The 7,137-nt window shown below is 66.7% G+C and carries 5 protein-coding genes and 1 tRNA gene; 2 read left to right on the top strand and 4 right to left on the bottom strand.

From position 1 onward, the window contains the following. Window positions 1-225: 225 nt before the first annotated feature. A tRNA-Val gene (locus tag AC3WRN_RS11185) sits at window positions 226-300 on the bottom strand. 125 nt (window positions 301-425) lie between these two features. On the opposite strand from AC3WRN_RS11185, the gene AC3WRN_RS11180 reads away from it, so the two are divergent. After that, window positions 426-767: a lipid-A-disaccharide synthase N-terminal domain-containing protein gene (locus AC3WRN_RS11180; RefSeq protein ID WP_492623009.1), complete on the top strand. Its 342-nt coding sequence runs from the start codon at window positions 426-428 to the stop codon at window positions 765-767. Window positions 768-867: 100 nt separating this feature from the next. Here the strand turns inward: AC3WRN_RS11180 and metH are convergent, their stop codons facing one another. The 3 genes from metH to AC3WRN_RS11165 form a co-directional block, all read right to left on the bottom strand. Beyond that, window positions 868-3,561: a methionine synthase gene (metH, locus tag AC3WRN_RS11175; RefSeq protein ID WP_492623008.1), complete on the bottom strand. Its 2,694-nt coding sequence runs from the start codon at window positions 3,559-3,561 to the stop codon at window positions 868-870. 166 nt (window positions 3,562-3,727) lie between these two features. Next, window positions 3,728-4,819, bottom strand: coding sequence for a homocysteine S-methyltransferase family protein (locus tag AC3WRN_RS11170; protein WP_492623007.1), 1,092 nt, complete (start codon window positions 4,817-4,819; stop codon window positions 3,728-3,730). A 33-nt stretch (window positions 4,820-4,852) separates the two neighbouring features. Then, window positions 4,853-5,782, bottom strand: a complete 930-nt coding sequence (locus tag AC3WRN_RS11165) for an ArsR/SmtB family transcription factor (RefSeq protein WP_492623006.1) — start codon at window positions 5,780-5,782, stop codon at window positions 4,853-4,855. A gap of 132 nt (window positions 5,783-5,914) precedes the next feature. Here AC3WRN_RS11165 and AC3WRN_RS11160 point away from each other — a divergent pair, with 132 nt between their 5' ends. Next, window positions 5,915-7,075, top strand: a complete 1,161-nt coding sequence (locus AC3WRN_RS11160) for an acyl-CoA dehydrogenase family protein (RefSeq protein ID WP_492623005.1) — start codon at window positions 5,915-5,917, stop codon at window positions 7,073-7,075. Window positions 7,076-7,137: the final 62 nt, after the last annotated feature.

Below are 7,137 nucleotides of genomic sequence, written 5' to 3'. Positions count from 1 at the left end.
TTGACGCCTGCCGTGTGAAGTGCCCGTTGCTACACGCACGCTGTGCATTTGATGGTGCCCGAACGACGAAACCGGCCGCGGGGCCGGTTTCTGGATTCGATGGTGGGCGGTACAAGGATCGTTGTGTGACGCCTGCCGTGTGAAGTGCCCGTTGCTACACGCACGCTGTGCATTTGATGGTGCTCGAACGACGAAACCGGCCGCGGGGCCGGTTTCTGGATTCGATGGTGGGCGGTACAAGGATCGAACTTGTGACACCTGCCGTGTGAAGGCAGTGCTCTACCGCTGAGCTAACCGCCCACTGCGAGCGCGAGATTTTAGGGGCAGTCGGGGGGCAGGTCAATGGTTTTGCGCGGGCATCTGGCGGCGGAACGGTTGCGAGTTGCTAGACTTGCCGGTCTTTCCAGCCCCCGACGCACCCGCCCATGGACTTCCTCAGCACCCAGTTCATCCATATCCTGCAGGCCCTGCGACAGTTCGAGCTGACGCCGTGGAAGGTCGTCGGCCTGCTCGGCTCGGTGATGTTCACCAGCCGCTGGTTCGTGCAGCTGTACTACACGCGCAAGCTGAAGCGGGTGGTGATGCCGCTGTCGTTCTGGTGGCTGTCGGTCTGCGGCAGCGCCTTGCTGCTGGCGTATTTCGTGATCGGCAAGAACGACTCGGTGGGCATCATCTCGAACTTCTTCCCCGCGTTCGTCTCGGTCTACAACCTGGTGGTGCACCTGCGCCACCGCAAGAACAGCCTCACCGGCGACGCCACCGTGTGATGGCATGCCTGTAGGAGCGCACCCTGTGCGCGAATGCTCTGATGTTGATCGAAGCAAAGAGCATTCGCGCACAGGGTGCGCTCCTACACGCGGCGTGCGGCTATTCCGGGTCGTAGTCGAGGTTGGAGGCCAGCCAGCGTTCCGCCTCGGCGAGCGTCCAGCCCTTGCGTCTGGCGTAATCCTCGACCTGGTCCTTGCCGAGCCGGCCGACCACGAAGTACTGGCTGTCCGGATGCGAGTAGTACCAGCCGGAGACGGCTGCAGCGGGGTACATCGAGAAACCTTCGGTGAGTTCGATGCCGGCGTTGTTCGTGGCGTCCAGCAGCCTGAACAAGGTGGACTTCTCGGTATGGTCGGGGCAGGCCGGGTAGCCGGGCGCGGGGCGGATGCCGCGGTACTTTTCGGCGATCAGCGCGTCGTTGTCGAGCGACTCGTCCGGCACGAAGCCCCAGAATTCCCTGCGCACGCGCTCGTGCATGTGCTCGGCGAACGCCTCGGCGAGGCGGTCGGCCAGGGCCTTCAGGATGATCGATGAGTAGTCGTCGTAGTCGGCAAGGAAGCGCTCGAGGTGCTTCTCGATGCCGAGGCCGGCGGTGACCGCGAAGCCGCCGATCCAGTCGCTCTTGCCGAACTCCTTCGGCGTGATGAAGTCGGCGAGGCAGAGGTCGGGGCGTTCGGGCGGCTTGTCGGCCTGCTGGCGCAGGCTGTGCAACCTGGCCAGCGGCTGCGTACGGGTGGTGTCGGTGTAGACCTCCACGTCATCGCCCACGTTGGCGGCAGGCCACAGGCCGATCACGGCGCGGGCGGTCAGCCATTTCTCGGCGATGATCTTGTCCAGCATCGCCTGGGCGTCGCGGAACAGTTCGCTGGCCTGCGGGCCGACGACTTCGTCGGTGAGGATGGCCGGGTAGTGGCCGGCCAGTTCCCAGGCCTGGAAGAACGGCGTCCAGTCGATGTAGCGGCGGATGGTGGCGAGATCGTAGTCGCCGAATACGGTGATGCCCGGCTGCTTCGGCTGCGGCGGCTCGTACGCGGCCCAGTCGCAGCGGAAGCGCTGCGCGCGGGCCTTGTCCAGCGGCACCAGCTGCTTGCCGGGGCCGCGGTTGCGGTGGCGTTCGCGCACGTCGGCGTAGTCGGCGCGCACCTTGGCCAGGAAGTCGTCGACCAGCTCCTTGCTGACCAGCGACTGCGCCACACCGACCGCGCGCGAGGCATCCTTCACCCATACGGTGCCGGCCTTGTAGTGCGGCTCGATCTTCAGCGCGGTGTGCGCGCGCGAGGTGGTGGCGCCGCCGATCAAGAGCGGGATGTGGAAATCCTGCCGCTGCATTTCCTTGGCGACCTGGCCCATCTCCTCCAGCGACGGCGTGATCAGGCCGGACAGGCCGATCATGTCGGCCTTCTCGGCGATCGCGGTTTCCAGGATCTTCTGCGCGGGCACCATCACGCCGAGGTCGATCACCTCGAAGTTGTTGCAGCGGAGCACCACGCCGACGATGTTCTTGCCGATGTCGTGCACGTCGCCCTTGACCGTGGCCATCACGATCTTGCCGTTGTTCTTGCCGGTGTCGCCGGTGCGCGCCTTCTCGGCCTCGATGTACGGCAGCAGGTAGGCGACCGCCTTCTTCATCACCCGGGCGGATTTCACCACCTGCGGCAGGAACATCTTGCCGGCGCCGAACAGGTCGCCGACTACGTTCATGCCATCCATCAGCGGGCCTTCGATCACGTCCAGCGGACGCGTCGACATCTGGCGCGCCTCCTCGGTGTCCTCGACCACGTACTGGTCGATGCCGTGCACCAGCGCGTGGCTGAGCCGTGCGCGTACCGGCTCGTCGCGCCAGGCCAGCGTCTCGACCTCGGCGGCGCCGCGCTTGCCCTTGTAGTTGTCGGCGATCTCCAGCAGGCGCTCGGTAGCGTCCTCGCGGCGGTTCAGCACCACGTCCTCGACGCGCTCGCGCAACGGCGGGTCGATGTCGTCCATGATCGTCAGCGCGCCGGCGTTGACGATGCCCATGTCCATGCCGGCGCGGATCGCGTGGTACAGGAACACCGAGTGGATCGCCTCGCGCACGGTGTTGTTGCCGCGGAACGAGAAGGACACGTTGGAGACGCCGCCGGAGATGTGGCAGTCGGGGAAGCGCCGCTTCAGCTCGCGCGCGGCGTTGATGAAATCCACCGCGTAGTTGTTGTGTTCCTCGATGCCGGTGGCGATGGCGAAGATGTTGGGGTCGAAGATGATGTCTTCGGGCGGGAAGTCGAGCTTCGTCGTCAGCAGTTCGTGGGCGCGCGCGCAGATTTCCACCTTGCGCTCGCAGGTGTCGGCCTGGCCCTGCTCGTCGAACGCCATCACCACGGCGGCGGCACCGTACTGGCGCACCTTGCGCGCCTGTTCGAGGAACGCCGCCTCGCCTTCCTTCATCGAGATCGAGTTGACGATGCCCTTGCCCTGCAGGCAGCGCAGGCCGGCCTCGATCACCGTCCACTTCGACGAGTCGATCATGAACGGCACGCGGGCGATGTCGGGTTCGGACGAGATCAGGTTGACGAAGCGGGTCATCGCCGCCTCGGAGTCGATCAGGCCCTCGTCCATGTTGATGTCGATCACCTGCGCGCCGTTGGCGACCTGCTGGCGGGCGACTTCCACGGCCTCGTCGTAGCGCTCTTCCTTGATCAGCTTCTTGAACTGCGCCGAGCCGGTGACGTTGGTGCGTTCGCCGACGTTGATGAACAGCAGGTCGGGCGTGATCACCAGCGGTTCGAGGCCGGACAGGCGGGTGTGACGGGTACTCATGAGCGACGACACCATGCGGTTGCAGCAGCAGTTGCTCCCTCCCCTGCATGCAGGGGAGGGTTGGGGAGGGGTGGCGCCTTTGATCTGTTCTTCGAGAAGTACGGCATGAGCGTTACCCCCTCCCGGCCGCCCCCTGCGGGCAGGGAGAGGAGCGAAAGCGGCGCGTTCATGCAGCCTCCTGCACGGCGCCCGGCAACGCCCGCGGCGCGCAATCGCGCACCGCCTCGGCGATCGCCCTGATGTGCGCCGGCGTGGTGCCGCAGCAGCCGCCGACCAGGTTCAGCAGGCCGTCGCGGGCGAAGCCGGCGATCACGCCGGCCATGTGCTCGGGCGTCTCGTCGTATTCGCCGAACGCGTTGGGCAGGCCGGCGTTCGGATGGGTGCTGACGTAGCTCTCGGCAAGGTTGGCCAGGGTCTGCACGTGCGGGCGCAGGTCCTCGGCGCCGAGCGCGCAGTTGAAGCCCACCGACAGCGGGCGGGCATGGCGCACCGAGTAGTAGAACGCCTCGGCGGTCTGCCCGGACAGGGTGCGGCCGGAGCGGTCGGTGATGGTGCCGGAGACCATCACCGGCATCCGTGCGCCGCGCTGATGGAACAGTTCGCTCAGCGCGAACAGCGCGGCCTTCGCGTTCAGGGTGTCGAAGATCGTCTCGACCATGATCACGTCGGCGCCGCCGTCGATCAGGCCGTTGGCGGATTCGGTGTAGTTCTCCGCCAGTTCCTCGAAGGTGACGTTGCGGAAGCCGGGGTCGTTGACGTCGGGCGACAGCGAGGCGGTGCGGCTGGTGGGGCCGAGCACGCCGATCACGAAGCGCGGCTGCTGCGGGGTTTCCGCGCTCATCGCGTCGCAGGCGGCGCGGGCCAGCTTCGCGCCTTCGCGGTTCAACTCGTACGCCAGGTGCTGCAGCTTGTAGTCGGCCTGGCTGATCCGGGTGGAGTTGAAGGTGTTGGTCTCGATCAGGTCGGCGCCGGCTTCCAGGTAGGCGTCGTGCACGCCGCGGATGATCTCGGGCTTGGTCAGCGTGAGCAGGTCGTTGTTGCCCTTGAGGTCGCAGCCGCCAGGATGTTCATGAGCATGACCGTCGTGCGCGTGGCCGTCGTGGCCGTGCTGGAAACGCTCGCCGCGGAAGCCGTGCTCATCCAGCTCGTGCGCCTGCAGCATGGTGCCCATGCCGCCGTCGAGGATCAGGATGCGTCGCTGCAGCGCCTGCTCCAGCAGGGCGACGCGATCGGGATGGAGCCAGGGCAGGGTACTCATCGAACTTCCTTTGGTTGAGCGATGCAACGGTGTTCAAGCGGGCTTGCGCGCCAGCAGGCTGATCACTTCGAAATGCGGCGCCTTGCGCTCGCGGCTGAGCCGGTTGCAGCTCAGCACGTCGAGGCCGGCGGCGCGGGCGTAGCCGTCGAGCTGCTCGCCGCTGAAGCCGAGGTTGCGGTGGTCGAACGGCTCGACCGCGGCGCGGTGGTCGTGCTGGCCCAGCGTCACGGCGAGCAGGCGGCCGCCGGGACGCAGCAACCGTGCGGCCTCGGCCACGGCCTTGGCGGGGTGCTCGGCGTAGGTCAGCGCATGCAGCATCAGCACCAGGTCGAAGCGTTGCGCGCCCAGTTCCAGCGCATGCATGTCGCCCTGGAGCACGCGCACGTTGGCGAACGCCTTCAGCCGCTTGGTGGCGGCCTCGACCACGCGCTCGCTGGAATCCACGCAGACGATCGAATGCGCGTGCGGCGCCAGCAGCTCGGCGGTGATGCCGTCGCCGGAGGCGATGTCGAGCACGTCGCCGGTTTCCAGCAACTGCAGCAGCGAGCGCGCCAGGGTTTCCCAGGTGCGGCCGGGGGAATAATGGCGCTCCATGTCGCCGGCCACGGTATCGGCCCAGCCTTCTTCGCGGGCGCGGTTGGCCAGCACGGCGGGCAGGCGCGCCGAGTCCTCGCGCAGCAGCGCGTCGTCGATGCTGGTGCGCAGCGAAGCGAGCAGGCCGTGCTGGGCCTCGTCGCCCTCGTTGTTGGCACGGTAGTAGGCGGAGACGCCGGCGCGGCGGTCGCGCACCAGGCCGGCTTCCTTCAGCTTGGCCAGGTGGGTGGATACGCGCGGCTGCGCCAAGTGCAGCACCGCGGCCAGTTCGGCCACGGTGAGTTCCTCGTGTTCGAGCAGGGCCAGCAGGCGCACGCGGGTGGGGTCGGCCAGCAGGCGCAGCACGCTGGAAGCGGTGGCCAGGTCCATCGGTTATCCCTGTATCGCGATACAAAGATGTATAGGCTAGGCCTCGCCTTGCCATGCGTCAAGCGCACGCCGGCGGGCCTGCGCGCCATTTCCCGCTAAAATTGTCGGCTTGATTGCCTTCAGGAGCCGCCCGTGGATTTCCGTTTTACCGAAGACCAGTTGTCGATCCAGTCGATCGCCCGCGATTTTGCCTCGAGGCGTATCGCGCCGGTGGCTGCCGAGCTGGACGCGAAGGGCGAGTTCCCGCTGGAGAACATCCGCGAGATGGGCAAGCTCGGCCTGATGGGCATCGAGGTGCCGGAAGCCTACGGCGGCGCGGGCATGGATCCGATCGCCTACGTGCTGGCGATGATCGAGATCGCCGCGGCCGACGCGGCTACCGCCACGGTGATGTCGGTGAACAATTCGCTGTTCTGCAACGGCATCCTCAAGCACGGCAACGAGGAGCAGAAACAGAAATTCGTGCGCGCGATCGCCACCGGCGAGGCGATCGGCGCCTACGCGCTGACCGAGCCGCAATCCGGTTCCGATGCCTCGGCCATGCACACCCGCGCCACGAAGAATGCGAACGGCGACTGGGTGATCAACGGCAAGAAGAGCTGGATCACTTCCGGCCCGGTGGCGCGCTACATCGTGCTGTTCGCGATCTCGACGCCGGGCATCGGCGCCAAGGGGGTGTCGGCCTTCATCATCGATACCCAGTTGCCGGGTTTCCACGCCGGCAAGACCGAGCCGAAGCTGGGCATCCGCGCCTCGGCCACCTGCGAGATCGAGTTCACCGACTACGTCTGCCCGAAGGAGAACCTGCTCGGCGACGAGGGCAAGGGCTTCTCGATCGCGATGGGCGTGCTCGACGCCGGCCGCATCGGCATCGCCTCGCAGGCGGTGGGGATCGCCCGCGCCGCGTACGAGGCCACGCTGCAGTGGTCGCGCGACCGCAAGGCGTTCGGCCATCCGATCGGCACCTTCCAGATGACCCAGTCGAAGATCGCCGACATGAAGTGCAAGCTCGATGCGGCCACGCTGCTGACCTTGCGCGCCGCATGGGCCAAGGGCGAGACCGAGAAGCACGGCGGCCGCTTCGGCACCGAGGCGGCGGTGGCCAAGCTCACCGCGTCGGAAGCGGCGATGTGGATCAGCCACCAGGCGGTGCAGATCCACGGCGGCATGGGCTATTCCAAGGAGATGCCGCTGGAACGCTACTTCCGCGACGCCAAGATCACCGAGATCTACGAAGGCACCAGCGAGATCCAGCGCATGGTGATTGCGCGGGCGGAGACCGGGCTGCGCTGAGTGACATGATCTTGTAGGAGCCCGCTCGCGGGCGATGCTCTTCAATTAATTCAGAGCAGGAG

The organism is Rhodanobacter sp. FW101-FHT13A11 (assembly GCF_058790335.1).
The sequence above is the reverse complement of the archived record's forward strand: the minus strand, read 5'-3'. Positions and strand labels throughout refer to the sequence as shown.

Coding starts and splice junctions, on each gene's coding strand:
- AC3WRN_RS11180 (WP_492623009.1), top strand. CDS start 426: ATGGACTTCCTCAGCACCCAGTTCATCCATATCCTGCAGGCCCTGCGA.
- metH (WP_492623008.1), bottom strand. CDS start 3,561: ATGAGTACCCGTCACACCCGCCTGTCCGGCCTCGAACCGCTGGTGATC.
- AC3WRN_RS11170 (WP_492623007.1), bottom strand. CDS start 4,819: ATGAGTACCCTGCCCTGGCTCCATCCCGATCGCGTCGCCCTGCTGGAG.
- AC3WRN_RS11165 (WP_492623006.1), bottom strand. CDS start 5,782: ATGGACCTGGCCACCGCTTCCAGCGTGCTGCGCCTGCTGGCCGACCCC.